A 24,336-nucleotide genomic window follows, 5' to 3' on the forward strand; every position below is an offset into this window, starting at 1 on the left:
TCTTCAGCGGCGAGAAGCTTTAGCCGTTTTCTTGCGACCCGCGGCAACGGGAAGCTTGATCGTGAAGGTCGTCCCTTTTCCCGGAGCGCTAACGGCTTTAATCGTGCCCCCGTGAGCTTCAATGAGGTTCTTCACGATGGCAAGGCCAAGTCCCGTTCCGCTGGTCGACTCCCGTTTACGGGCTTTGTCCGCTTTATAGAAGCGCTCGAAAATGTAGGGCAAGTCTTCGCGCGGTATACCCTGCCCTTCGTCCGCCACTTTGATCTCCAGCCAATCCCCTTTGGCTCCTTCGACTCTAACGGCTTCTAGAGCTATGGAAGCACCCGGAGAAGTGTGGCGAAGCGCGTTATCCATCAGGTTGGTTAACACCTGCTCAAGACGATCGCCGTCTGCCGCTTCCAGCAGCAAAGTCGGATCATCCTTGGATTTCGTAAGTATGATGCTGCGTTCTTTGGCCAGAGCCGCGAATTTACGATACACCCGCGACATCAGGCTGTTAATATCAAGCGGTTGGAAATTCATTTCCAAGTGGCCTGCTTCCATGCGCGCCAAATCAAGCAAATCCTTGACGAGCCGTCCCATCCTGAGCGATTCGTCATGGATGACTTGCACAAGCTCCCTGCGTTCTTCCGGAGAAGCCGCTATATCATCCATTAACGCTTCGCTATAGCCTTGAACCATTGACAAAGGCGTACGAATTTCATGCGACACGTTGGCGACGAAATCCTTGCGCATCTTATCGACGCGGAACTCCTCCGTCACATCCCGCAAAACGGCGACGGCGCCTCGTACGGAATCCGTAGAAGCAAGCGGTGTCATAACTACGGACCAAACGCCGCTTTTGACATGGATCTTGACCGTAAGCTCTTTGCCGCTTGTAATGACGTTGCGGAAAGTTTCCCGTAATGGCCCTGGTACGCGAGCATCTTGTTCCGTAGCTTCATCCTCGGACCAGTCCACGGAGCTCCAATCCTCCAGCAAATGCTGCCCCTGGGGATTCGTCAGAATGACTTCTCCCTCGGCATCGAAGGAAATGACGGAATCCGTCATGCTTCGTAGAACGCTGCTCAGATGATCCCTTTCGTGCTGAAGATCCCGAATGAGCGTATGCAGCTCGGAAGCCATTTGGTTAAACGTATTCGCTAATTCGCCGATCTCATCCGAGGATCGTATGGCTACTCGCGTCGAATAATCGCCCTGAGCGACTCGGTTCGCGGCATCCTTCATTTCCCGTAAAGGTTGAGTAATCTTGGTGAGCAGGAAAAAAGCGAAGAAAGTCGTCAGCAAAAAACCGATTAATCCGGTATAAATAAACAAATGCTTGATTTTGACCGGATCGGCGAACGTCTGTTCATCGATATATTTCAACAAGAACAGTCCCAATGTTAAAATGACAACGGCGACCAAGCCTATGATCGTCAGCCACATCTTGCCGACGACCGATCTCCATATCGCCATAACCTACTTCGCCGCCTCTAGCTTGTAGCCGACGCCCCACACCGTCGTAATCATCGATGCCGCCTCGGCGGAAACGCGGTTAAGCTTCTCGCGAAGCCGTTTCACATGGGTATCCACCGTACGCAGGTCCCCAAAAAAGTCGTAGTTCCATACGTCCTTAAGCAGCTCCTCGCGGGAAAATACCTTATCGGGCGTACTGGCCAAATAATGCAGCAACTCATATTCCTTGGGCGTTAAATTAACCTCTTGACCGCTTGCGGTTACGCGGTGCGCATCATGCTCTATAATCAAATATGGAAACACGATATTGTTGCTCGTATTTAATTCCTTGGACAAGAAAGCGGTCGCTGAAGAACGGCGCAAAATCGCTTTAATCCGGAAAATAACTTCCCGCGGACTAAACGGCTTCACAACGTAATCGTCCGCCCCGACTTCAAAACCTTGGACGCGGTTTACTTCCTCGCCTTTAGCCGTCAGCATGAGCACGGGAGTCGCTTTCTGCTGGCGCAGGCGGGCGCATACTTCGATCCCGTCGATGCCGGGCAGCATTAAATCGAGTACGATCAGATCGAAATCTTCCTCTTGGGCTTTGCGTAGCGCAGACTCTCCGTCTTCCGCCTCTTCGATGACATAACCTTCTTTTTCCAAATACATTCTTAGCAAGCGGCGAATTCTTTCTTCGTCGTCCACGACCAAAATCCGATTCCCTGTGTTCATGCGCAAGCGCTCCTCTCGGCTATTGACCCTTTATGCTCTTGCTCTCCCGTCATACCCCTGCGTAGGAGTGCAGTCCGGCAATGACAAGATTAACACCGACCAATGTAAACATGACGACGAGGAAGCCGATAACCGCCAGCCACGCCGAACGCGTACCTTGCCACCCGCGGGACAACCGAAGATGCAAATACACGCTGTAAAATAAAAACGTAACGAGCGCCCAAACTTCCTTCGGATCCCAGCCCCAGAAACGGGACCAGGCGATCTGTGCCCATATCATCGCAAAGATGAGCGCGCCTAGCGTAAAGATCGGAAATCCGATCGCGATCGCTCGGTAACTGATTTCCTCCAAGTCCTCCGGATCGATATCCGTTAGATGGGGATGAATGACAGCGGCGAGCGGTTTACGGGCGATTAATCGAAGCAGACCATATAGAATAAATCCAGAGATAACCGACCAAATAATCGTATTCAGCTTGCGACCCGCATTTACCCCGTTCAACCAGGAAGGGGATTCGAACAAAGGCTTATCTATTCCAAGAAACGGTTGGAACGAAATCGTATCGCTGTTATAAGGAGCCACGATCGGCGGCAAGCTGTATTTCACTTCTTTAACTTCGGAATTTTCTATCCCGTTATCATCGATCGTAACCTTCTCCTGGCGGAATGAAGACTCGTAACCCGCACCGCGGAACGTAAACACGGCAGCCAAAAATCCGATAAGCACGATGATGACGACAAGCGAAAATTCCGTCCAGAATTGCGCGCGTTTGCCGGCTTTGTCCGTGCGGGTAAAGTCGACGACGCGGATGAGTTGCATGAGGGCGGCGGCAAATCCAACGGCGAAGAAAGCTTCGCCCGTAGCTGCGGTCGTCACGTGAATTTTCAGCCAGTAGTTGTTGAGTGCGGGTATGAGCGGCTGAACCTCGGAAGGGAATACCGAAGCGTAAGCAATTAAAATAATGACGAGCGGAAGCGCGAAAGCTCCCAGCAGCATGTTACGATAGATGAGATGAACGACGATAAACGCGAACATGATCGCCATGCCGAGAAACGTCATGAACTCGTACATGTTGCTCGTCGGAATATGTCCGCCTCCGTACCAGCGGGTAAAGAAGAACGTCAGGTGAGCGAGCCAGCCGAGCACCGCTCCCGCGAAACCTATTTTGCCCCAACGGGCGGTATGCGCTTCAGGCTCGCGATTGCTCCAGCGTTTGCCCGCCACCGCGATGGCGTAGCTTATAAACGATGCGCAGTATAAATAAAAAGCGACGATAAAAGCGTTACTGCTGAAATCCAGCCACCAGTTCAACTTAAATTCCTCCTGTTATCAAGCGATTTGGGCGGTACCTCGATACCCGTCCGACCCAAAGCCCAAGCGACGTCAGCCCTTAGTCCAAAGCTGTTCTTGTTCGTATGCGCGCCGAGCGACAGCTTATCCTCATCGATCCGAAGCCAAATCCGCCTATGCTGCCAATAGAAACCCATAATAAGGCCGATCATAGAAATAGCGGCTCCCACCCAAATGTACGGCATTGCCTTGTCCACCCGGATATTCAGATAAGTCGTGTACTCGGAATACTTGATATTATTCATTTTACCATCGACGATCGGATTTTCCACCTTAATGGTGAATCGCCCCGTATTGTCTCCTCTTTGCTTAAAGCTCTCGTTGAGGATTTTCTCGTAATACTTGCTCTTCTCGCTCGGCATCGGAAAATAAATATATACATCTCCCTTTGCTTGGATGTCCGGTCCCTTGATCCTGAAGACGAAAGCCGGATTGTTCGGCTCGCGCGTCTTCGTCATCGGCCGGCTCTGATCGTCCAGGCTGAAATCCGGATAGTAGTCGTTTAGCGTCAACGTGTACGGACCGACCTCATAGGATTCCGCCGGATCGTCCATCAACAGGTCAAATGAGCCTAAAGCCTTGCCTGTTGTTGCATCCATCAAAGAAGGGTGAACGGAAATAAAGCGTACCCGCTCTTGAAAGCTGTTCTGATACAAGCTCATTCCCTTGTACGATAACGCGCTATTCACATGGATGTCATGCTTCTCGACCTCGGTAAGCACAGGTTTCCTAATGGGATCATCGCAAAAGTCCGTACATTCGTAAAGCCGCGCTTTGGTTTCATACAGCTTAACTACCTTCGTGCCCTTCTGGTTGCTGGCAAGCTCATCGTCCTTGTAATATTCCACGGTGAATTTGTCGTTCTTCACGTAATAATTCGTATCGGGTATTTGTCTCGTTTCCCCTTCGTACAGGGACAAATACTGATCCATATGCCACGCCGGTATGCCTCGCCCCAGTACCGCAAGCAGAAAAATAATAAGTCCGATATGATTGATGTACGGACCCCAGCGGCTAAACCTGTTTTTCTCCGCCAACAGTCCCCCGTCTTCCTGCCATACGCGATACCGTTTACGCTTCATTTGCTTCGCGAACTCGGTAAGCCAAACATCTTTATCCCCCTGCAAAGCCCCGTTGTAAACAACCTGCTGACGAGTAATGAACTGCAGATGTTTGCGAATTTGCTGCTTGGTGAGCGCCCGATAGAGCGGGAGAACCCGGTCCAAGCTGCACACGACTAGCGAAGTACCGATCATGACAAGCAGTCCGACGAACCACCAAGACTCGTAAGTTCTGGACAAGCCGAGCGCATGGTAGATTACGCCGAGAGTCCCGTACTTTTCTTTATAGAAATCCCGAAACTCGGAATACCCGCTCATGTTGATCAACGTGCTTTCCTGTTGGAAAATCGTACCGAGCGACGCGCCCACAAGAGTGATCGCGATTAAGTAAACCGCAATTTTAACTGATGAGAAAAAGTTCCAAATTCTGTCGATGACCTGAGGATTCGCTTTCTGAGATCTGCGGGCGACCCCGTCATACCTCATCTCCAGCGTGCCTTCATCCGTCAACAAATTCTCGACCAGCGGCTTGCCGCACGATTCGCATAATACGGTGCCTACAGGATTCTGGTGTCCGCATTCGCACTTGGTGTTCTGAAACAACTGCTAGGCCTCCTTGACGTCACGACTTCGTCTTCATTAGCCGTTCCACGCGCGTTTGTATCTCTTCCTCGCTAAGTAAACCGCCGATGACGACCTCTTGAATCGTTCCGTCCGCGGTAATAAAAAATGTCGTCGGATATTGCTTAAGTCCGTATCGCTTCTCCGTCTTCTTATCCTTGTCCAGCAAGATCGGAAAGTTTACGCCGACCTGGCGAATGAAGCTTTCCACGGTCAGCCGGTCTTCGCTTAAATTGATGCCGACCAATTCCAGCCCTTGCCCCTTCCACTTCTCATACTGCTTCTGGAGAGCGGGCATTTCATTGCGGCAAGGCGGGCAGAAGGTGCCCCAGAAATTCAGGATGAGCGGTTTGCCCTCGTAATCCTTCCATTCGTGAACCTCGTTATCCAATCCGGCAAGACGGAAGCCCGGAGGCTTGTCTCCCTTGGCAAGCACCGTGCTTTTCGTAAACAAGGCATTGCCGATCGCGTAACCTCCAACAAGGAGTACAACGGTCAGTATCACATATTGAATCCATTTTCGGCGATTTCCCATATCAATTCCACACCACCCAACAATCCGATATTCTCATTATAACGAAAACACCGGGGTCAAGGGCAAGGGCCCGACCTCCGGTTTTGAACATTGTGTGACGCAATATGCGGCTATTGTTCGACGGCTGCAGCGACCTCTTGCAGCTTGCCGAGCTCTTCTGCCGTAAGCCTGCGATGTTTGCCCCTCTGAAGATTATTAAGGAACAACCCTCCGAATGAAATCCGTTTCAGACGGGTGACCGGATGATGAATGGCATCGAACATCCGGCGGACTTGACGATTGCGACCCTCGTGAATGGTGATGGCGATCGTCGCGAATTTACCCTCCGGATCGATATCGTGATATTCGACTTCGGCCGGCGCTGTCATGCCGTCCTCAAGCTTAATGCCCTTCTGCAATTTCTCCAGCGCATTGCCGTGAGGAACCCTTTCCACGGTGGCATGATAAGTTTTCGGTACGTGATGGCTCGGGTGCGTAAGCTTGTGAGCCAAATCGCCGTCATTGGTCAGGAGGAGCAATCCTTCGGAGTCATAATCCAGACGCCCGACCGGATACAGCCGTTCCTTGATTTCCTTCAAGTAGTCGGTTACGACGCTGCGGCCTTGGGGATCGGATACGCTCGTAATAACTCCCTTGGGCTTATTAAACATAATATAAATCTTCGTTTCCTTCTTGATCGGCTTGCCGGATACCGTAATGACATCTACGGTTGGATCCGCTTTAATGCCGAGTTCGGTCACGACTTCGCCATTTACCGTAACTTTGCCCGCTGTTATAAGTTCTTCGCATTTCCGCCTCGATGCGACTCCGGCGTTAGCAAGAACCTTCTGCAATCTTTCTTCCACGGTCTTTCACCTCATCCCCCATCATACCAAGCCGAACATCAACCAGCAAGCGGCAACGGCGGCGAAGAACCCGATGAAGTCGGAGAGGAGGCCTACTTTGAGCGCGTATCGCGAATTCCGGATGCCGATTGCGCCGAAATAAACGGTTAACACATAGAGAGTCGTATCGGTGCTGCCCTGTATCGTCGAGGCGATCCGGGCTACGAAAGAATCCGGCCCGTGCTCCTTGATGAGATCGGTCACGAAAGCCAGCGAGCCGGCTCCGGTAATGGGGCGCAATAAAGCTAGCGGCAGTACTTCACCGGGTATGCCTATGCCTTCAAGGAAAGGACGAATGAGCCCTATCATCGCATCCATGGCACCCGAAGCTCTAAACATGCTAATGGCCGTCATCATGCCGACCAAGTGCGGAATGATGCCAACGGCGGTTTGGAAACCATCCTTGGCACCATCGATGAAGGATTCGTATACAGGTACTTTACGGAAAGAAGCATATAGAGGAATAAAGGCAATAAGCACAGGTATCGTCCAAGTAGATAGGATCTGGATCCATGAGATCAAAGGAATCAGCCTCCTCCTGTCGGAGCGGAAGGATTGTAAAGCGTAGTGCTGTGCGAAGCTGCTCCATCTTTATGAATTAAAGTCGAGGTCGGGGGAAATCGGTTTCTCTTGCGGTACCATCTGTCGATGATTACCGCCGCCCCGGTTGATATCAGGGTAGCCAGCAAGGTCGGGGCAACGATGTCCGCCGGATGCAGCGAGCCGAAATTCATCCGAATCGCGATCATCGTCGTCGGCACGAGCGTGATGCTTGCCGTATTCAAGGCAAGCAGCGTGCACATCGCCGGCGTCGCTATAGTCGGATTCGAATTTAACTTTTGAAGCTCTTGCATCGCTTTAATGCCCATAGGAGTGGCGGCATTGCCTAACCCAAGTAGGTTGGCGCTCATATTAGACAAAATATAGCCCATCGCGGGATGCTCGGCGGGAACGTCAGGAAACAGCCTTTTCACGACCGGGGCTAACAGCCTGGATATTTTGCGCACTAAGCCCGCGTCCTCCGCAATGCGCATAAGTCCCATCCAGAACACGAGAATGCTTACTAACCCCAAGCATACGGTTACGCCCGTTTGAGCGCCTCCAAAGGCCGCTTCGGCTACCTTTTCCATTTTACCGTTTGCCGCTCCGAACAAGACGCTGACTACGATCATGCCCATCCATATCCAATTCACCATCCCTACAGCCCTCCCTGCAGAAATAGTGCCTTTAAGGCGGTGCCGATAGATGCGACAAAGGATCGATGCGATGAAACCCTTGTGCTTGACGGCTCATCAGTCTGCTTATTATCGATGAACGGCACGGTACCGATTAGCTGATTGTTCAAGACGAATTTGAGCTGCCCGCGGTAACCTAATTTATATTCCACCGTCCCTGCCCGCAGGGGAGCCAAACGCACTTCAAGGTGCTCCCGTTCCCCTTCGATCAATGGATACGCGAAATCGCTAGCTACTTGATAAGGAAAGCCGGCTATCGGATCTCCGGTTTTCGTGACGGTCGTCAGGGGGAAGTTGGCGAAGCCGAAATCCAGCAATTTTCGATGATCTAGCCAGTCGTCCCCGTCGTTAAGGGTTACCGCTACCAGTTGCTGTCCGTTGCGGGTTGCGGAACTGACCAGACAGCGAAGCGCTTGTTTGGTATAGCCTGTTTTCACGCCGTCCGCGCCGTCGTACATCGTAAGCATTTTGTTTTTGTTCACCCATTTGTAATCCCAGTTATCATTCGGGTTTGGCGCCGATTTCACGCGAGTTTTGACTATAGCTTTGAATTCCGGGTTATGTAAGGCATATGCGGTCAGCTTGGCCAAATCGTTGGCAGTTGAATAATGCCCCTCCTGATCCAAGCCGTGAGGATTCATAAAATGGCTGTGAGTAAGTCCGATTTCATCCGCTTTCTTATTCATTAGGTAGGCGAACCCTTCAACGGAACCTCCTACGTGTTCCGCGATAGCCATCGCCGCATCATTGCCGGAACGCAGCATAAGTCCGTAAAGCACGTTTCGCAGCGTAATTTGTTGTCCGGCTTTCAAATAAAGCGACGAACCCTCTTTGCCCGCAGCTCTAACGCTCACCTTTACCTTGCTATCCAAATCGCCGTGTTCAATCGCGACGATCGCGGTCATGATTTTCGTTAGGCTGGCGATTTTCATCGGTTCGTTCCCGCGTTGGCTAAAGAGAATACGCCCTGATATGACATCCACGAGCGCAGCCGAGCGCGCATGATTTCCAGGCGGCTTCGGATATTTCAAATCCCCGGTTGCTGGAGCTTTCGAGGCAAATGCATCCCCATGAATGCTTAATAAGAGAAAAGGGATTACGATTAATCCTACCCACAGCAAGCGAGAGTATCGATTATTGATCATGGTAAACATGCGTTTCCTCCTCAATCCGCCATAGCTTGAGAAGCTGCCCAAGCTCTTTTTAACAATTTTATGTATGCATGTCCAAAAGTATGTGGGTGCCTTCAATGAGCAGCAAAAATGGTTGTACAGGTATTAAGCACCTGCACAACCATTTTCACGGTTTCCCTACATAATATTGTTATTCGTTGAAGTGGGCACAACTGGAACATTAGCGGCAGGCGTGAACGTTTCCGTCGTATTCCTCGGATCCGTTCCATTCTGGAACATGCTTCTCATTTTGTCTACCCATTGCGGGGCGGCATCGATCAAGCGTTCCAGAATGTGGGTCTGATTGTCGAGCGGCACGACCTTTACTCCTTGCGTACCGACGACCAGGAAAGCGATCGGCGTAATCGATACACCGCCGCCGCTGCCTCCTCCGAACGGAAGCGAGACGGAGGCATTGTGGGCGTCTTGTCCATTCGATTTATGGCTTATGCCGCCGGATTCCTCCATCCCGGCAAACTCGCTGCCGCCGGCAGCGAAGCCGAAACCCACTTTCGAAATCGGCAGAATGACGCTGCCGTCAGGGGTTTGCACGGGCTCGCCGACAATCGTGTTGACATCCACCATATCCTTGATATTTTCCATGGCGGTTTGCATAAGGCCGTTAATAGGGTGTTGAGTCATCTTAAACTCCTCCTTTCGTGTACCTAATTTGCCCCTTATACCCGTTCGTTTATGCGTTCCAGTTCCTACTGGCCGGAAGTCCCGATTCATCCAATCTCAGGCTTGTTTAGGACTGGAAAGCATATTGCGCCATGCTCCCATGGCAAGTGCAATGTGAATGGTTTTGGTTCCAAGTTTAATAAAGGATCCCATGGCGGTTCCTAAACGAATCCTGAAATCCGCTTCCCACACGACCGTAAATTCGGTTGCCGAATAATTTGGGGCGATTTCACTTTGCGGAGATGTTTTTAACGTTATGTACTGTCCAGCCACCCCAGAAGCGCAGCCCGAAACAGCCCATAGCAACCCGGTTACGACGGCAGTAGAAGCCGCGTCACCGGTGCCTACCCGGAAATCCAGACGCCAACGGGTGCACTCCACTTTCTTCAAAGTGCGTCTCGCCCATCGCTTGAATTGACGGGTAGACTTCAGAACCGTCCGGTAAGCTCTGATATAACGAAGAATCGTCCTTTTGCCGATCCACCGGCTATTCTGCTTATGATTAACATCCCCCGCAATGCCGCCTGTTCTTTTCTCATGGTAGACCACGCTCCACCCGCGTATAAGGATGGAAGGCAATATAACCTGATAATGAAACAATCCGTTTAAAGCTTGAATCACGACGACGAGTTGATCCAATTGCCCGCTACGCGAGTACCGGACACGAATACGGATATGGGAAAACAACATGATTACAATCAACGCAACGACGATTGCCAATGCTATCCAAAGCCAAAAGGCCATCCCACCCCCGCCTTTCCTAGGGGTAGTATGACCTTCTGGAAATTCTTCATTCCATTAACAGCATTTCATTCCGTATCCAAATCCGTATCCAGTTCCTTATCCATATCTTCCATGGAAAGTTGGCGGCCTTCGATGCGATCAAATAACATTTTCGTCCGCTCTTCCAGCTCGTCGTCTCCATCCGTAATCGAAGGCTCGGGCAGGCTTGCGATACTCGCGAGACCGAAATAATCAAGAAATGATTTCGTCGTTCCGTACAGGATAGGCCGGCCGAGCGCATCAGCTCTTCCCTTCTCCTCGATTAAATCTTTATTAACTAAGGAATGCAGGGCCCGATCCGCCTTCACCCCGCGAATTTCTTCGATTTCCACGCGCGTAATCGGTTGACGGTACGCAATGATCGACAACGTCTCAAGCGCGGATTGCGACAGCGCGGAACGGGTAGGAGAATACGCCAGTTTCTCGAAATAAGGAGCATGCTCGATAACGGTAGTCAACCGATAGCTGCCGGCAACTTCCGCGATCCGAATTCCACGGTTTTTCTTGACGAGTTCTTTCTGAAGGTCCTTGAGGACGTCCTTCACGACTTCTAGGTCCGTCTCGACGACTTCGGCAGCCGTCTTGGCGCTTATTCCTTCGTCGCCGGAAACGAACAGCAATCCCTCAAGTACTGATTTCAATGTCGAGTAATCCATGGTTATCCTCTCTCCCCGTCCACGACAACACAATTTCATCGAATAAAGCGCTTTGGTGGCAGGAAACCCACTTCCGCTTCATCAATTCAAGGATGGCCAGAAAAGTAACCACGATTTCCTGACGATCATCCTCATCCCCAAGCAATTGGGAAAATAATATTTTTCCTTCATGGGATCGGCTCTTCAACGTTTCGATGATATCGCGTATGCGATCTTTAACGGAAATTTCGTCCTTGCGAATGGAAGAAACCCGATGGCGTCCGGCTAGTCGTCTCATCGCTTTCTGGAAGGCGTTCACGAGATCGTCTACGTGCAAACCTTCAACGGGGTTCGTCTGAACCACTTTCTCGAAAGGCGACAAATCCGTCGGTTCGCGCGTGTACACTTGACTGCGATCCCATTCCTTCTCCCGAAGCTGTCCTGCGACCGATTTGAATTTGCGATATTCAAGCAGTTTGCGGATCAATTCTTCGCGCGGATCCAAATAATCATCATCGTCAACGGTTAACCAAGGCTCTTCCGTCACCGGAGGTTTCGGAAGCAGCCCTCGGCTCTTCATGGAAAGCAACGTAGCGGCCATGACGAGAAACTCGCTGGTAATGTCAAGTTCCAGCTCCTGCATAGCCCCCAGGTAAGTCATATATTGATCCGTAATGTCATTGATCGAAATATCCTGAATATCGATCTCCGCTTTATCGATAAGATGAAGCAGCAAATCGAGAGGCCCTTCGAACGTTTCCAGCTTGTACAGCATCGCCACGCGGGTTTCTCCTCCTGCCTAGAGCTTAACCTAATATCGTGCGGGTCAAATTCGCCATCTCAATAGCCGTAGCGGCAGCTTCCCAGCCTTTGTTGCCGGCTTTCGTGCCCGCGCGTTCAACGGCTTGTTCAATGTTATCCGTAGTCAACACGCCGAAAATGGTCGGAACTCCCGTCTTCAACGAAATCGCGGCTACGCCTTTAGCCACCTCGCTGCATACGTAATCGAAATGCGGGGTTGAGCCGCGTATAACCGCGCCGAGCGTAATAACCGCATCGTATTTACCGCTTTCCGCCATCTTCTGGGCAATGAACGGAATTTCGAATGCGCCGGGAACCCAGGCGATCTCGATCTCGTTTTCTTCTACGCCATGGCGTTTAAGGGCGTCCAAAGCTCCGCCTAGCAGCTTGGAAGTAATAAACTCGTTAAATCTGCCTACGACAACCCCGTATTTTAACCCTTTGGATACTAAATGACCTTCATATACGATTGACATTTCATTCATCCTCTCATTATCTCATATCGTTTAGATTTCGTATTCCTTTTCGCCCTTAAAGGACAATAAATGGCCTAGTTTCGCTTTCTTCGTGTGCAAATATCCGGTATTGTCTTCGTTCTCGATCATCTGAATGGGAACGCGTTCAACGACGTTTAATCCGTAGCCCTCTAATCCTTTGATCTTGCGCGGATTGTTAGTGAGCAGGCGAATGTCCCTTATCCCGATATCTTTTAAAATTTGAGCGCCTATGCCATAATCCCGTAAATCGGGAGCAAACCCCAGTTTGATATTCGCGTCAACGGTATCTAATCCCTGCTCCTGCAGGTTATAAGCGCGTAATTTGTTGATCAAGCCAATGCCTCGGCCTTCCTGCCGCATGTAGAGCAATACCCCGCTACCGGCCTCATCGATCTGTTTAAGCGCAGCTTCCAATTGAGGTCCGCAATCGCAGCGATGGGAGTGGAACACATCTCCGGTCAAGCACTCCGAATGAACCCGGACAAGCACAGGCTGCGAGCCGTCTATCTTGCCTTTGACAAAAGCCACATGCTCTTTATTGTCAACCTCATTCGTATAGGCGATCGCTTGAAACGTGCCAAAATCGGTAGGCATTCTCACTTCGACTTCCCTCTTGACCAGTTGTTCCTTTTCGTTGCGGTAATGAATCAAATCCTTGATCGTAATCAGCTTCAAGGAATGCTGTTCCGCGAATATTTCCAGATCGGGCAATCTTGCCATCGTGCCGTCTTCTTTGATGATTTCGCAGATAACAGCCGCTGGAAAGGAGCCGCACATTCTAGCCAAGTCAACAGCCGCTTCGGTATGACCGGCGCGTCTGAGCACTCCGCCCTTCTTGGCGATCAGCGGAAAAATGTGACCCGGTCTGCGGAAGTCGCCGGGTTTCGCTGCGGGGTCGATCAGACTTTTGACGGTCATAGAACGTTCCGGCGCAGAAATTCCCGTCGTCGTCGAAATGTGGTCGACGGAAACGGTAAACGCCGTACCATGATAATCCGTATTGTGACTGACCATCGGCGGAAGGTCAAGAGCTTCCGCTCTTTCCTGCGTAATAGGAGCGCATAGAAGTCCCCGCGCTTCTTTAATCATAAAATTAATGACTTCAGGCGTCGCTTTATCCGCTAAAGCGATCAAATCTCCTTCATTCTCGCGATCCTCGTCATCGACGACAATGATGACCTTGCCTCTCATTAAATCGTAAATCGCATCTTCAATAGGATCAAACCGATTTTGTACCATATCCTCGCCCCTCTCACATAAATCCATTATCGCGCAAAACCGATTCCGTTAATCGTCCTTGCTTGCTAACGGGCTGGCCTTCGCGCATGCTCAATAAATGATCCACGTATTTGCCGAGAATATCGCATTCGATATTTATCGTTTCCCCGGCATCCTTATACTGAAGCACCGTCTCCCGCAGCGTGTGCGGAATGATGGAGACGGTGAATTTCCCGCCCTCCCCGTCGATCGAAACGACGGTAAGACTAATCCCGTCTAAGGTTACGGAGCCTTGCTCTACAACATGCCTGAGCAGTCGCGGATTGTTCGGCTCAATCGTATATACGACGGCGTTCGCTTCCGAGGTTTTCCCCCTAATCGTTCCCGTTCCATCCACATGCCCTTGAACGAGATGACCTCCGAATCTCCCTCCGGCCATCATCGCCCGCTCCAAGTTCAAAGGACTTCCCGGCTGGATCGAATTAAGATTCGTTAGGCGGTACGTTTCCGGCATGATATCAACGGAAAACGTGTTCCGATCGAAAGCCACGACGGTAAGGCAAACGCCGTTCACGGAAATACTATCGCCCATCTTGACGTCCGTAAGCACTTTCGCGGCGGAGATGCTAAGAATCATCGCTTCTCCCTGCCGTTGAACCGATCGGAGTACACCCATTTCTTCAATGAGTCCAGTAAACATCTTCTAATTCTCCTCCTTATAGGCAGTCGCACCGGTATAATCAGCAGCGTCTTTGCCCGGAGGATAACCTGTCATACACCAATCTTCGCCGAAAGCCTGCATGGATACGCGGTTTAATCTCAGCGCAGAAGACATTTCCTCCGGTCCCGTAAAAGCGAAAGCAGAAGGCGCGCCGACCCCGCCTACGATAATGGGGGCATAGAACAACATGAGCTTATCGACCAATCCCGCTTCAAGCATTGCGCCGTTAAGAACGCCGCCGCCTTCGAGGAGAATTGAGCTTATGGAACGCTCGCCAATCAAGGTCATAGCTGCAGCGAGATCTACGCGAGCTCCGGAACCGCACAACAGCACTTCGGCTCCAAGCCCCCGCAATCGATCGATCTTGGTTGCATCGGCTTGTTCCGTCGTCAATACAAGCTTGGGTGCCGCATCATTCAGAACGCGCGCCGTTTCGGGCACTCTCAGCTTGGAATCTACGATGATTCTCGCAGGGTGCAATCCCGGAACGCTCAATCGCGTTGTCAGCTCAGGATCGTCCGCAAGTACCGTATCGACGCCTACCATTATCGCATTATGGCGATGGCGCAGCGTATGCACGGCTTCCCTCGATTCGGCGCCCGTTATCCATCGGCTGTGTCCGGTTCGAGTTGCGATACGTCCGTCCAGCGACAGCGCGGTTTTCAACGTTACGAAAGGTTTTCCCGTTATAATGAATTTATTGAAAACTTCATTCAACGCGGTCGCTTCCGCTTCCAGAACTCCAACGTCTACTTGAATCCCCGTCTCCCGCAGTCTTTGAATTCCCCGGCCCGCGACTAACGGATTCGGGTCGACGGCTCCCACGACCACTCGCGAAACGCCTTCCGCGATAAGCCTTTCACAGCATGGCGGCGTAACCCCGAAATGGCTGCATGGCTCTAAAGTCACGTAAGCCGTAGCTCCGCGGGCTTCTTCCCCAGCCATATTCAAGGCAAGCACTTCCGCGTGGCCTTCGCCCCGCTTCAGGTGAGCGCCCATCCCGACTATTCTGCCGCTCTGAACGACGACACAGCCGACAACGGGGTTCACGCCGGTTTGACCGGATGCTCCACCCGCAAGTTTCAATGCCAATTGCATATAAAATTCGTCGTTAAGCAACTCCATGAGCACCATCCTCTCCCGCAGACAGACAAACAAACAAAAACAAACAGAAAACCCCCGAGGAAAACGCCCCGGGGGTAGTAGATGCACAGCGAAATAGACCTACATTTCATGTCCAGAAAGCATGCTGAAACAGCCCGTCGCAGTCGCAGGATTGTGAAAAAAAGAACAAACAATTTCGATGTTCATCATAGTCTCTGCGGCTAACGATGCTTTTATGGACACGGCATGGCCGCGCTGCGCTTCCTTCTCCCATCCAGACTTTAACTGTCGGTCCCGGAATTTCACCAGGTCCACCGCACCATGCCCGCCGGTTATTCCGGAAGCAGCGATGACGGGTCACGGACTGACGGCCGCAAGCCCCATCGTATGCGAACATACTTAGGTTTCTGCTGCCGATCACCGCCGGTGGGGAATTACGCCCCGCCCCGAAGGTAAGCAACTTATTGAGTGACAGTTTACCATCCTCCCAGTCAATTTGCAAGTTAAACGCTTGGAATTGATTACGTCACGCTGCAACTGCAAAATATAAACCCGCATCCCATTCGCCCAAGGCGACTGAAATGCGGGTTTGATTACAATTTCTTGTTCTCCGTCTTAGCTAACTCGGATCGATTCCATTTTGTCTTGCCCTTTAAGCGCATCGACATGGTCCATGCCGGAAGTTACTTTACCGAAAACGGTATGAACGCCATCCAGATGCGGTTGCGGTTTAAAGCAAATGTAAAACTGGCTTCCGCCGGTATTCGGGCCACGGTGGGCCATTGCCAAGCTCCCGCGTTCGTGTTTATTCACATTATGCTCGCAATTGATGGAATACCCCGGACCGCCGGTACCGTTACCGTTAGGGCAACCGCCTTGCGCGACGAAACCCGGAATAACGCGATGGAATGGAATTCCGTCGTAAAATCCTTCGTTCGCCAGTTTCTCGAAGTTGGCAACCGTGTTCGGAGCATCCGCCTCGAACAACTCCAATACGATCTCGTTTCCATCAGCTAATTTCACTACTGCTTGCTTAGACAATGTATGTGCCTCCTAAAAATGAACGATTATTTCGATACCGCTTGCTTCTGCAAACGCTGCGGGATGATGTCGTTGCCGACGATGTTCTGATACGTTTCCCGAGCGACGACGAGATCCGCTTTGCCGTCTTTCACGAAAACAACTGCCGGACGACGAATTCGGTTGTAGTTGCTCGCCATTGCATAGTTATAAGCGCCTGTGCAGAATACCGCTAACAGGTCTCCGGACTGTACGGCCGGCAGCTTCAAATCCCAAATGAGCATATCTCCGCTCTCGCAACATTTGCCAGCAACGGATACGATTTCATCAATCCGATCGTTCGCGCGATTCGCCAATACTGCCTCGTACTTGGACTCGTACAAAGCCGGACGCGGATTATCCGTCATACCGCCATCGACGGCGATATATTTACGCACGCCAGGGATGTCCTTGCTTGTCCCTACAGTGTACAGCGTCGTACCTGCATCGCCGATAATGCTGCGGCCCGGTTCGATCCATACTTCAGGCAACGCAAAGTTAGCGTTCTCGCACGTCGTACGGACGGCATCGGCAATCGCCTGTACGTATACGCCTACCGGAAGCGGCTCATCCCCTTCAACGTAGCGGATCCCGAAGCCGCCGCCCAGATTAAGGACAGTAAACGTGTGGTTCAGTTTGTCGCGGATTTCGACCGCGAAAGCGGCTACCTTCTCAACAGCCATGCGGAAGCCTTCGACTTCGAAAATCTGCGAGCCGATGTGGGAGTGTACCCCAAGTACTTTCAAGCTTGGCAATCCAATCGCGGTTTCAATAGCTTTGAACGCAGTCCCGTTACCAAGGTCGAAGCCGAATTTGGAGTCCTGTTGTCCCGTCGAGATGTAATCGTGCGTATGTGCTTCCACTCCGGGAGTAATGCGGAGCAATACGTTTACGCGTTTGCCTTTGTCGGCGGCCAGAGCGTTCAACAGCTGAAGTTCATTGAAGTTGTCCACTACGAAACAGCCGATTCCCGCTTCGAGCGCCATGATGATCTCTTCGGGCGTCTTGTTGTTGCCATGGAAGTGAATTCTCTCCGCAGGGAATCCTGCTTGAAGAGCTGTATACAATTCCCCGTCCGATACGACGTCAAGGCTCATGCCTTCTTCTTCCGCTACTCGGCACATGGCCATTACGCAGAATGCTTTAGACGCGTAAGCGACCTGATGACGAAGGCCCGTCGAACGAAAAGCGTCCATGAATTCCCGCGCACGTTGGCGCACAAGAGCTTCATCCACAATGTATAGAGGCGTTCCAAACTCCTGCGCCAAGTCCGTAACGTCGCAGCCTCCGATTTCAAGATGACCTTTGCCGTTGATTTTGCTTGTACCATGCAAGAACATATCTAATTCCCCTTTGGCGAAATTACCGGATAAAAATCCAATTTGACCTTCATCCAGCGTTTGCACTATTTATCCTGAGTATAGCGGAAAATAACGTTCGGGGAAATGGAGGATTTGCCACAACATTTGCATTCGTTCGCTTTAGACCGGCTGCTTGCGGTTTTTCTTCGTCCTGTATAAGGACAAACGTTTCTTGTTGGACGAAAGCGGTCTGCGGAAAATAATGTTTCGAATCGCCGTAGCGTTAAACGGTATGAACGGCCACAAGTAAGGGGTGTTAAAAGATCTTTCCAATGCCAGATAGAGGAGCACGATCGTAGAAACGACGACGAATCCGATTTCCTGGAAAAAGAAAACGGTCAGGAGCAGCCCCAGCCTAATCATCCGATTGGCCAAACCTAATTCATAACTAGGCGTAGCGAACATCCCGATCGCCGATACTGCCATGTATAGGATGACCTCGTTGATGAACAAGCCCGTTTTCACCGCTATGTCGCCGATCAATATCGCGGACAGCAAAGTCATGGCGGTGACGAGCGGAGCGGGAGTATGTACGGCTGCGAGCCTGAGCAAATCGACTCCGACTTCCGCGATAATAAACTGAAGAATTAACGGGAGCTGTCCCGCTTTTTCCGCGCCTACGAACCAAAGCCATTCGGGACGCAATGCCTGTCTTTCGTTAAACAAAAACCAAAGCGGCATCAGAAATAACGAAACCATTATTCCCATGTACCTTACCCAACGCATATACGTTCCCATGAATGGATTTTGCCGATTTTCCTCTGCATGCTGAACGAGATCAAAGTAAGTCGTCGGCAATAGAATCGCGCTGGGAGATGTATCGACGATGACCGTAACGCTCCCGTCAAGCAGCTGCGCCGCAACGACATCCGGCCTTTCGGTATATCGGACGAGCGGAAAAGGGCTCCAGCCGCCGTTGACCGTCATCTCTTCGAGTTGCTTATCCGCAAGTGGAATTCCGTCGATATCGATGGCTTTGATTTTATCGCGTATCGCTTCCACAAGCTCGTTGTTCGCGATGTCGTCGATGTAACCGATACACACGTCCGTTTGCGTTCTCCGACCTACTTTTAGGATCTCGAACCGCAAATTCGGGTCCCGCAATCTTCTGCGAATGAGCCCTACGTTAACGAGCAGCGTTTCCGTAAATCCATCCTGGCTTCCTCTTACGACTTTCTCTAGCGAAGGCTGCTCGGGGTTGCGGGAAGGGTATGACTTGGCATCGATAATCAGAGCGGCGGATTGGCCATCGACGTAGAACGCCGTGTTTCCCATCAGAACTTCATCAATCATCTGGGGAAAAGACGTCGTTTTCTTGATCTGTATCGCCGGAACGTAACATTCTAGGAACGTCTGTATGGCATCATGATCCATGATGCTATCCGGATCAAGATAGGTGAGACGTTTAATGATTTCGGTTAACGAAGTATCTTTGGCGAACACGCTGAGAAACAGGAGCGCAACATGATGATTACCGAAATTCATCTCGCGCACCTGAACTTCGAAGCTCTTATCCAGACCGATTGTTTTCTTCAGCAGCTCTTTCCAATGCTCTATATTGTCCGGTATCCATCGTTGAGGTTTACGCGCCTGTTCAGAGGCGGAAGGACTTTCGGGAGCTGGTTGTTTTTCCTTCTCCTCGCCGTTTGGAAAGATGTCCGGGAGTCCCGCATGTTCCAAATCCATACTGCCGTGTTCGGTCGTTTCCATCTTCTTCACTCTCCTTAAGGGTGCACCCACAACCAATCAGCCAGCGAACCCGTCACTTTCCCTAAAACCATAGCCATCAGCAACGAGAATAAATAAGGCTTCAGCTTAAGCCTCTTGGATAAAATGGGAATCACGTTAAGTACTTCAGTCAAAGCGGCGGCAAACATCCCTACGAACAATCCTTGGAAAACAGCGGGAAACAGCAGCAAGATTGTCGGAAGCCTAATCGACCAATCGAATAAATCCGCGCAGCTCCAATATAATGCCCCCGCCAGTATGCCGGACTCGAAAATCGCGGAGCGTCGGTATGCTCTCGTTAACTGCACGAGCCGCGGGATGAGGTCGAGCACGATTAACAGTGCGACAAAAGCGCTCCCGACCGCAAAGCCGCCAGCCAAGCCGATCAAGCCGAGCATTATCCCCTGCAGCCACTCAACCACTGTCTCCTCCCACCTGATCCTCGTGTTTTTTACGATACTCTTCGGTAATGACGTAATGGTTCACATTCTCTTGGTACATGAACATTTCCACCTCGAGGGGATTCGGCTCGTCGTTCAGCCGTTTGCTGAATATCCGGTTGAAAAATAACAGCATTCCCATTCCGATGCCAATCGAATAAGGAATTTGAAACAGCCAGGGGTGAGGTCCGGAACGTCCCGTTATTAATTCGGTAATTCTTCGCTGCACCGCCGGCATGTTTACATCCGCATGAAAATTCATCATGGCCATCCCGGAGCCGAAAAAAAGCAGCAGCCACGCCAGCACAAGAAGAAGTTTCCGCGGCTTGAGCTTTTTTGCAGGCGATATTTCGAGCAGGACATGCGGTTCGCCGAAAGTTTCGATGATCATGCCCGGCTCGGCTTCGCGAATGGCTTTGACGACTTGCAGCATATCGATAAGCAGCAGGTTGCCGTCTTTGTCCGTGATCCGATGCAGCGGAAGCTTCTTTAGCCGCTCCTCCGAAATATCGTCCGAAATCAACCGGGCGACGTCTCCCAAAGTAACGACGGATCTGGGAACAACGACGGCTCTTCGACGCATTCGAACATAGACGACATTGTTATCCGTTTCCCGAAACTGCTTCATCCGCCTTCACCTCCCCCGCTTGCATTTCGCTTAGTATGGGGAAGAGTCGTCCAGTATAGTCGGAAAACGGAAAAAAGCCGACATCATCGCTGCTGTCGGGCCATATATCCCGGACTGACCGGGTTAAAAGCAAAAAGCACCCCTCTCCCGGAAGAGAAGAATGCTCTTAATTTTAATTCATTGCGCGATTTGATCCTTAATGTTTTGAAGGATTTTTTTCTCCAGCCGGCTGACTTGCACTTGGGAAATACCTAGCCGGCCGGCGACCTCGGACTGGGTCTGGTCGCGGTAGTAGCGAAGATAGACAATTAGCCGCTCGCGATCGCTTAAGCCTTGAATCGCTTCCGTCAATGCAAGCTTATCGAACCATCGTTCCTGTGACTCATCGGCAATTTGGTCCATAAGCGTAATTGGATCGCCGTCGTTCTCGAACACCGTTTCGTGAATCGAAGCCGGCGGTTTATTCGCTTCTTGGGCAAACACGATCTCTTCCGGCGTAACGCCGATTTCTTCGGCTACTTCGCTGATCGTCGGCGCACGTCCATGTCTTTTCGACAACTCATCTTTAACTTTGCGCACCCGGTTCGCCATTTCCTTGAGCGAACGGCTTACCTTCAATGTGCCGTCATCCCGCAGAAATCTTTGAATTTCTCCAATGATCATCGGAACCGCGTACGTGGAAAATTTGACGTCATAAGAGAGGTCGAATTTATCGACCGACTTAAGCAAACCGATGCAACCGATTTGAAACAGGTCGTCGCTGTCATATCCCCGGTTCGAGAACCGTTGCACGACCGACCATACCAATCGAATATTGCTATTCACGAGAGTATCGCGCGCGATCATATCTCCGGATTGACTCAGCGCAATTAGGCGCTTCACTTCGCTGTCATCCAAATAGGCCGGCGGAGACGATCGTTTCCATTCTGAGTCCATGCCTCCAACCCCTGCCGCACGGTTTTTAATTGAATAAAGCTTTTTTCGATTCGATCCGTTTTTTCATTTTGAGAGAAGTTCCGCCCGTTGGACTGCTGACCACGTCGAATTCATCCATGAAATTTTCCATAATGGTGAAGCCCATGCCCGAACGTTCCAGCTCTGGACGGGACGTAAATAGCGGCTGGCGCGCCAGTTCCAAATCTTCGATGCCGCGTCCTTGATCGCTAATGGAAATCAACACGGTATCGCCATCGATTTCGGCTTCAACGTTAACTACGCCATCAGTAGCCCCGTTGTAGCCGTGAATAATCGCATTGGTAACCGCTTCTGAAACAACGGTTTTAATCTCATCCAATTGCTCCATCGTCGGGTCTAACTGTGTGACGAAAGCGGCAACCGTAATTCTAGCAAACGCTTCGTTCTCGGAACGGCTGGCAAACGACAGTTTCATATGATTGTGTCCGCTCATGATACGACCTCCAGACTGGCTAGTGCCGATCGCTCGGTCTCGTAGAAGGATAAAATCTTGAAGAGCCCCGACAATTCGAACAATCTTTTAACGCTGGCTTGCGTGTCGCATACGACCATTTTGCCGCCACGGCTTTTCACAAGCTTGTACCGTCCTAGAATAACGCCAAGCCCCGAGCTGTCCATGAAAATCAATTCTTTCAGGCTTAGTACGACGTGGTCGCATCTCCCTCGCAGAATGGCATCTTCCATCTTAAACCGGACGATGTCCGCGGTATGATGATCCAGCTCTCCTCTCAGACGGACGACCAATACGTTGCGGTGCTGCTCCAGCTCGACCTGTAAGCTCATACCTAATTTCCCCTTCCCCTTAAGTGCGTGCACTGCTTGCTGCGCTGGATTGACCGATAAGAGACTCTCTGCGCTCACAGTAGTTGTATCGTCACCAATTCTACGGATGGCGCTCCCATTCCTGCCCTCCGACAAAACTAGAAGTAACGTTGTCTGGATCGACATAATACGGCAAAGAGGCGGCGACGAAAACCTCGTCAAACCGCCTTAATCCTCCCTTTAATCGGAAAGGAACAGTTGCCCGGTTGCTCTTCGAAGCAAAGTCCACCAGCCTGCGCGACTGACCGCGAGCGGCGATTCCACCGGAAATTCCGTTAAGATATCGGCTCCGCGATAGACGACAAGCTTACCAATAGGCTGGCCGATTTCTACTGGGGCTTTGACCGCAGGATCCAATACAAGCTCGTGGCGAATGCCCTTGCCTGCATCGCCCTTCTTAAGCAGTACGCTGTAAGAATGTTTCGCCGTGAGTGGAATTTTATCGATCTTTCCTTTTTCCACGGAGAGGGTGCCGATTGAATCGCCTTTCTTGTAAATCGGAATATTCGTATATTGCGCGAAAGCATAGTCGAACAGATGTGAAACCTCTGCATTACGGGTTTTCGTATTCGGTTCGCCCATGACGACGGCAATTAACCGCATATTGTTCCTGCGAGCCGTAGCCGACAAGCAGAACTTCGCTTCGCTCGTAAAACCCGTTTTCAAACCGTCAGCGCCATTATAGAAACGGACAAGCTTATTCGTATTAACGAGCCAGAACGGTTTGGGACTGCTCTTACGCAGGTAGTCCTGATAAAGCCCCGTATACTTAGTAATCCCTTCGTATTTAAGCAATTCCCGCGACATAATGGCAATATCGCGTGCCGATGAGACGTGCCCTTCCGCTGGCAAACCGTTGCAATTGGCGAATTTCGTGTTTTTCATGCCGAGCTGCTCGGCCTTCTCGTTCATCATAGCCACGAATTGCTGCTCGCTGCCGCCGAGCTTCTCAGCAAGCGCGACAGACGCATCATTGCCGGAAGCAAGCGCGACGCCCTTGAGCATTTCCTCAACGGTCATTTCCTCGCCCGGCTCCAAAAAAATCTGCGAACCGCCCATCGAGGCGGCATATTCACTCGTCTGGACTTTGTCGGTCAGCTTAAGCCGACCTTCATCGATCGCTTCCATTACAAGCAGCATCGTCATAATTTTCGTAATGCTCGCAGGCGGTAAAGCAGCATTGCTATTCTTCTCATAAATGACAGTTCCGCTATCCGCATCCATCAGAATCGCGGATTTTGCGCTAGCGGCCATGTCGGTAACCGATTTGCTTGGCGTCGGTTCTTTCGCCCAAGCAACCGTCGGAACCATTAAAACTGCCGAGATCACCCAAGCAAGCATTAGAGCAAACGATCGTAAACCTGTTCTACGCTTATCCTTAAAGCCCAACAGTGATTCCCCCTCCTGCGGCCGAATATCGGCCAAGGTTTATTCTTCCCATTAGTTTGTCCTTCCGGGATGAAAAATATTCCAAGCGGTCAAGGATGGATAGGCAAAAAAAAGAAGCATGCAGCGTGTGCAGCTCCGTTTATATTTTCAAAACGCGGGTTTTGAGAACATGAATGTCGTGGTCATGCTGTGCAATCTTGTCTAGAACGTAGGAGTGGGATTCATGATACTTGATCTGTTCCGTCTCGATTCGTTCCAGCCTTTCATTCATTGTACTCATGTCTTGCTTCATTGCGTTCATGTCTTGCTTCATGTCCTGCTGCTCGCCAAGAACTTTACCAACCATGCCAATCAATTGTCCCATCATATCCTCTAACCTTGATAAGCGCTCTTCAGACATATGTACCTCCTTGAATGGTATGTATCGATAATAGCAAACAAATGTTCGTATGTAAACTTA

Annotated in this window: 27 protein-coding genes and 1 riboswitch; all 27 genes read right to left on the bottom strand. The window is 50.9% G+C overall.

Features of this window, described 5'->3' with window-relative positions; translation table 11 throughout:
• Positions 1–3 precede the first annotated feature (3 nt).
• Positions 4–1,458, bottom strand: a complete 1,455-nt coding sequence (locus tag K7P76_RS05345; protein WP_232184111.1) for a HAMP domain-containing sensor histidine kinase — start codon at positions 1,456–1,458, stop codon at positions 4–6.
• 3 nt (positions 1,459–1,461) lie between these two features.
• Positions 1,462–2,175, bottom strand: a complete 714-nt coding sequence (locus tag K7P76_RS05350; RefSeq protein ID WP_232184112.1) for a response regulator transcription factor — start codon at positions 2,173–2,175, stop codon at positions 1,462–1,464.
• Between the two features lie 49 nt (positions 2,176–2,224).
• Positions 2,225–3,487 (bottom strand): cytochrome c biogenesis protein CcsA, encoded by a 1,263-nt coding sequence (gene ccsA / locus K7P76_RS05355; RefSeq protein ID WP_232184113.1) that lies wholly within the window; start codon positions 3,485–3,487, stop codon positions 2,225–2,227.
• A complete protein-coding gene (gene resB / locus K7P76_RS05360; RefSeq protein WP_232184114.1) occupies positions 3,484–5,190 on the bottom strand; it encodes a cytochrome c biogenesis protein ResB in 1,707 nt (568 codons plus the stop codon). The genes ccsA and resB overlap by 4 nt, the downstream gene beginning before the upstream one ends.
• 19 nt (positions 5,191–5,209) lie before the next feature.
• A complete protein-coding gene (locus K7P76_RS05365) occupies positions 5,210–5,743 on the bottom strand; it encodes a redoxin domain-containing protein (protein ID WP_232184115.1) in 534 nt (177 codons plus the stop codon).
• A 110-nt stretch (positions 5,744–5,853) separates the two neighbouring features.
• Positions 5,854–6,588, bottom strand: coding sequence for a pseudouridine synthase (locus K7P76_RS05370; protein ID WP_232184116.1), 735 nt, complete (start codon positions 6,586–6,588; stop codon positions 5,854–5,856).
• A gap of 21 nt (positions 6,589–6,609) precedes the next feature.
• Positions 6,610–7,149: a spore maturation protein gene (locus K7P76_RS05375; protein WP_255678283.1), complete on the bottom strand. Its 540-nt coding sequence runs from the start codon at positions 7,147–7,149 to the stop codon at positions 6,610–6,612.
• A gap of 5 nt (positions 7,150–7,154) precedes the next feature.
• Positions 7,155–7,823 carry a nucleoside recognition domain-containing protein gene (locus K7P76_RS05380; RefSeq protein WP_232184117.1) on the bottom strand — a complete coding sequence of 223 codons (669 nt, stop codon included), beginning with the start codon at positions 7,821–7,823 and terminating at the stop codon, positions 7,155–7,157.
• Positions 7,824–7,825: 2 nt separating this feature from the next.
• Positions 7,826–9,016, bottom strand: a complete 1,191-nt coding sequence (locus K7P76_RS05385) for a D-alanyl-D-alanine carboxypeptidase family protein (protein WP_232184118.1) — start codon at positions 9,014–9,016, stop codon at positions 7,826–7,828.
• A gap of 156 nt (positions 9,017–9,172) precedes the next feature.
• Positions 9,173–9,676 carry a GerW family sporulation protein gene (gene ytfJ / locus K7P76_RS05390; RefSeq protein ID WP_232184119.1) on the bottom strand — a complete coding sequence of 168 codons (504 nt, stop codon included), beginning with the start codon at positions 9,674–9,676 and terminating at the stop codon, positions 9,173–9,175.
• A 96-nt stretch (positions 9,677–9,772) separates the two neighbouring features.
• A complete protein-coding gene (locus K7P76_RS05395) occupies positions 9,773–10,459 on the bottom strand; it encodes a DUF2953 domain-containing protein (RefSeq protein WP_232184121.1) in 687 nt (228 codons plus the stop codon).
• A gap of 65 nt (positions 10,460–10,524) precedes the next feature.
• Positions 10,525–11,154: an SMC-Scp complex subunit ScpB gene (gene scpB / locus K7P76_RS05400; RefSeq protein ID WP_232184123.1), complete on the bottom strand. Its 630-nt coding sequence runs from the start codon at positions 11,152–11,154 to the stop codon at positions 10,525–10,527.
• Positions 11,123–11,914, bottom strand: coding sequence for a segregation and condensation protein A (locus K7P76_RS05405; protein ID WP_232184125.1), 792 nt, complete (start codon positions 11,912–11,914; stop codon positions 11,123–11,125). The genes scpB and K7P76_RS05405 overlap by 32 nt, the downstream gene beginning before the upstream one ends.
• Before the next feature lie 25 nt (positions 11,915–11,939).
• The gene (ribH, locus tag K7P76_RS05410; RefSeq protein WP_232184126.1) at positions 11,940–12,410 is read right to left on the bottom strand and encodes a 6,7-dimethyl-8-ribityllumazine synthase; all 471 of its coding nucleotides are present in this window, start codon (positions 12,408–12,410) and stop codon (positions 11,940–11,942) included.
• A 30-nt stretch (positions 12,411–12,440) separates the two neighbouring features.
• The gene (locus tag K7P76_RS05415) at positions 12,441–13,670 is read right to left on the bottom strand and encodes a bifunctional 3,4-dihydroxy-2-butanone-4-phosphate synthase/GTP cyclohydrolase II (RefSeq protein ID WP_232184127.1); all 1,230 of its coding nucleotides are present in this window, start codon (positions 13,668–13,670) and stop codon (positions 12,441–12,443) included.
• A 13-nt stretch (positions 13,671–13,683) separates the two neighbouring features.
• Complete coding sequence (gene ribE, locus K7P76_RS05420) at positions 13,684–14,349, bottom strand: riboflavin synthase (RefSeq protein ID WP_232184128.1); 666 nt, start codon at positions 14,347–14,349, stop codon at positions 13,684–13,686.
• 3 nt (positions 14,350–14,352) lie between these two features.
• Positions 14,353–15,495: a bifunctional diaminohydroxyphosphoribosylaminopyrimidine deaminase/5-amino-6-(5-phosphoribosylamino)uracil reductase RibD gene (ribD, locus tag K7P76_RS05425; protein ID WP_232184129.1), complete on the bottom strand. Its 1,143-nt coding sequence runs from the start codon at positions 15,493–15,495 to the stop codon at positions 14,353–14,355.
• A gap of 237 nt (positions 15,496–15,732) precedes the next feature.
• Positions 15,733–15,932: riboswitch (FMN riboswitch) on the bottom strand.
• 157 nt (positions 15,933–16,089) lie between these two features.
• Positions 16,090–16,515, bottom strand: coding sequence for a peptidylprolyl isomerase (locus K7P76_RS05430; RefSeq protein WP_232184130.1), 426 nt, complete (start codon positions 16,513–16,515; stop codon positions 16,090–16,092).
• A 26-nt stretch (positions 16,516–16,541) separates the two neighbouring features.
• Positions 16,542–17,873 carry a diaminopimelate decarboxylase gene (gene lysA, locus K7P76_RS05435; RefSeq protein WP_232184469.1) on the bottom strand — a complete coding sequence of 444 codons (1,332 nt, stop codon included), beginning with the start codon at positions 17,871–17,873 and terminating at the stop codon, positions 16,542–16,544.
• A 141-nt stretch (positions 17,874–18,014) separates the two neighbouring features.
• The gene (locus K7P76_RS05440; protein WP_232184131.1) at positions 18,015–19,604 is read right to left on the bottom strand and encodes a spore germination protein; all 1,590 of its coding nucleotides are present in this window, start codon (positions 19,602–19,604) and stop codon (positions 18,015–18,017) included.
• A gap of 14 nt (positions 19,605–19,618) precedes the next feature.
• Positions 19,619–20,044, bottom strand: coding sequence for a stage V sporulation protein AB (locus K7P76_RS05445; RefSeq protein WP_232184132.1), 426 nt, complete (start codon positions 20,042–20,044; stop codon positions 19,619–19,621).
• Positions 20,037–20,690 (bottom strand): stage V sporulation protein AA, encoded by a 654-nt coding sequence (locus tag K7P76_RS05450; RefSeq protein ID WP_232184133.1) that lies wholly within the window; start codon positions 20,688–20,690, stop codon positions 20,037–20,039. The genes K7P76_RS05445 and K7P76_RS05450 overlap by 8 nt, the downstream gene beginning before the upstream one ends.
• Positions 20,691–20,867: 177 nt before the next feature.
• A complete protein-coding gene (sigF, locus tag K7P76_RS05455) occupies positions 20,868–21,626 on the bottom strand; it encodes an RNA polymerase sporulation sigma factor SigF (protein WP_232184134.1) in 759 nt (252 codons plus the stop codon).
• A gap of 25 nt (positions 21,627–21,651) precedes the next feature.
• Positions 21,652–22,098, bottom strand: a complete 447-nt coding sequence (gene spoIIAB, locus K7P76_RS05460) for an anti-sigma F factor (protein WP_232184135.1) — start codon at positions 22,096–22,098, stop codon at positions 21,652–21,654.
• Positions 22,095–22,448, bottom strand: a complete 354-nt coding sequence (gene spoIIAA, locus K7P76_RS05465; protein ID WP_232184136.1) for an anti-sigma F factor antagonist — start codon at positions 22,446–22,448, stop codon at positions 22,095–22,097. Before spoIIAA ends, spoIIAB begins: the two co-directional genes overlap by 4 nt.
• 219 nt (positions 22,449–22,667) lie before the next feature.
• Positions 22,668–23,798 (bottom strand): D-alanyl-D-alanine carboxypeptidase family protein, encoded by a 1,131-nt coding sequence (locus K7P76_RS05470; RefSeq protein WP_232184470.1) that lies wholly within the window; start codon positions 23,796–23,798, stop codon positions 22,668–22,670.
• A gap of 217 nt (positions 23,799–24,015) precedes the next feature.
• Positions 24,016–24,276: a hypothetical protein gene (locus K7P76_RS05475; RefSeq protein ID WP_232184137.1), complete on the bottom strand. Its 261-nt coding sequence runs from the start codon at positions 24,274–24,276 to the stop codon at positions 24,016–24,018.
• Positions 24,277–24,336 lie beyond the last annotated feature (60 nt).

Source organism: Cohnella silvisoli (assembly GCF_021190915.1).
GTDB classification, from domain to species: domain Bacteria; phylum Bacillota; class Bacilli; order Paenibacillales; family Paenibacillaceae; genus Cohnella; species Cohnella silvisoli.